Origin of the sequence: Actinoallomurus acaciae (assembly GCF_042429965.1) — a bacterium.
In the GTDB taxonomy this organism is placed as follows: domain Bacteria; phylum Actinomycetota; class Actinomycetes; order Streptosporangiales; family Streptosporangiaceae; genus Actinoallomurus; species Actinoallomurus acaciae.
On sequence record NZ_JBHLZP010001121.1, the window covers coordinates 1 to 1,023 of the forward strand.

The 1,023-nt window shown below is 75.1% G+C and carries 2 protein-coding genes; both read left to right on the forward strand.

Going from position 1 to position 1,023, the window contains the following annotated elements; genetic code table 11:
• Positions 1-622: FAD-dependent oxidoreductase (locus ACFFNX_RS51010; protein ID WP_378213732.1), on the forward strand; the 622-nt coding region annotated here is incomplete at its 5' end.
• A 132-nt stretch (positions 623-754) separates the two neighbouring features.
• Positions 755-1,023: squalene/phytoene synthase family protein (locus tag ACFFNX_RS51015; RefSeq protein ID WP_378213733.1), on the forward strand; the 269-nt coding region annotated here is incomplete at its 3' end.

Genomic DNA, 1,023 nt, shown 5'->3' on the forward strand with positions numbered 1-1,023 from the left:
CCGGCGGCCCGCCCGCCTCGTGGCCGCGCCGTCGGCCGTCGTCGTGCACCTCGGCGTCTCCGGCGACGGGCGGCCCGGCGCGTACGGCACCGCCCACCACAACCTGCTGTTCGGCCGGGCCTGGCACACGACCTTCGACGATCTGATCCGCGACGGCCGGCCGATGCGTGACCCGTCGCTGCTGCTGACCCGCCCGACGGTCACCGACGCCGCGCTCGCCCCCGAGGGACGCCAGCTCGTGTCCGTGCTCGCCCCGGCGCCCAACCTCGCCCGCGCACGGCTCGACTGGGACCGCATCGGCCCGGCGTACGCGGAAGAACTCATCCAGGCCACGGCCGTACGGTCCGGCCTGCGCGTCCACGTGAAGGACGTCCTGCACGTCATCACCCCCGCCGACTGGCGCCGCCAGGGGCTCCTCGCCGGCACGCCCTTCAGCCTGGCGCACACCTTCGGCCAGACCGGCCCGTTCCGGCCCGCCAACCTTCCCCGTACGACCGACAACGTGGTACTGGCCGGCTGCGGCACCGTGCCGGGCGTCGGCGTCCCGACCGCGCTGGTGTCCGGGCGGCTGGCCGCCGACCGGATCACCGGCGGCCACGCGCACCACCCCGGACCGCCATGACCGAGCGGAGCGAGGGAATCGAGAACACGCCCCTGTGGTCACACCCTCCGACGCAGGAGGATTCATGACCGAGCGGAGCGAGGGAACCGAAGACACGTCCCAGTGGTCACACCCTCCGACGCGGGAGGACTCATGACCGAGCGGGAGCTGGCCGCCGCCGGGATCACCGAGCCGTCCCTGCGGGACGCCTACCTGCGGTGCCGGGCCCTCAACGCCCGGCACGGCCGGACCTTCTTCCTCGCGACCCGGCTGCTGCCGCCGTCGCGCCGGCCGGCGATCCACGCCCTGTACGGCTTCGCCCGCCACGCCGACGACATCGTCGACGAACCCGCGCCGGGCACCCCGCTCACGAGGATCGCCGCCTCGCTGGACCGGCTCGCCGCCGAGCTGGCCGGTGGCCT